Raw genomic sequence first — 451 nt, 5'->3', positions numbered from 1 at the left:
CAAAGACACTTTAATTTATTATATATATGGAGGAAAAAAGAGAAAATGTATGGGAGAGTTGCTGTTGATAAAGAAGAAATAGATTTTTTATACAGATCTGAAGAATGGTATGAATAAAAAAATACAAATAGTTTTAACAAGTGTATCCCTACTAAGTTTGATAGGATGCAATATCGATATTCCAGATAAGACAAGCTCTGTTCAGGTAAGTGAGACGATAGAAGAATCGAAGGCAAGAGGAGTTTTTTTGGCCGAATATAAGCCGAATAGAGAAATAATAAAAAAAGCATGGGCAGAAACCCCCTGGGTATATGATACACTTGTAAATATAAGAAAATCAAAGGGGTTTAGATTGTATATTCTATCAAAAGACAGTATAGGTCTTAGCGATAGTTGGTTAGAATGCGAACAAGGAGATACTTCCAATGGTACTATTAGTATGGGAATTGAG

At 32.8% G+C, this 451-nt stretch carries 1 protein-coding gene; it reads left to right on the top strand.

All coding sequences use genetic code 11. The features are described 5' to 3' along the window. Positions 1-157: 157 nt before the first annotated feature. Positions 158-451 (top strand): hypothetical protein (locus GFU93_RS03225; RefSeq protein ID WP_160567160.1); only part of this gene is annotated, 294 nt, incomplete at its 3' end.

The organism is Apibacter sp. B3546 (assembly GCF_009827885.1).
GTDB lineage: Bacteria > Bacteroidota > Bacteroidia > Flavobacteriales > Weeksellaceae > Apibacter.
This window is presented reverse-complemented; position numbering and strand designations above follow the sequence as displayed.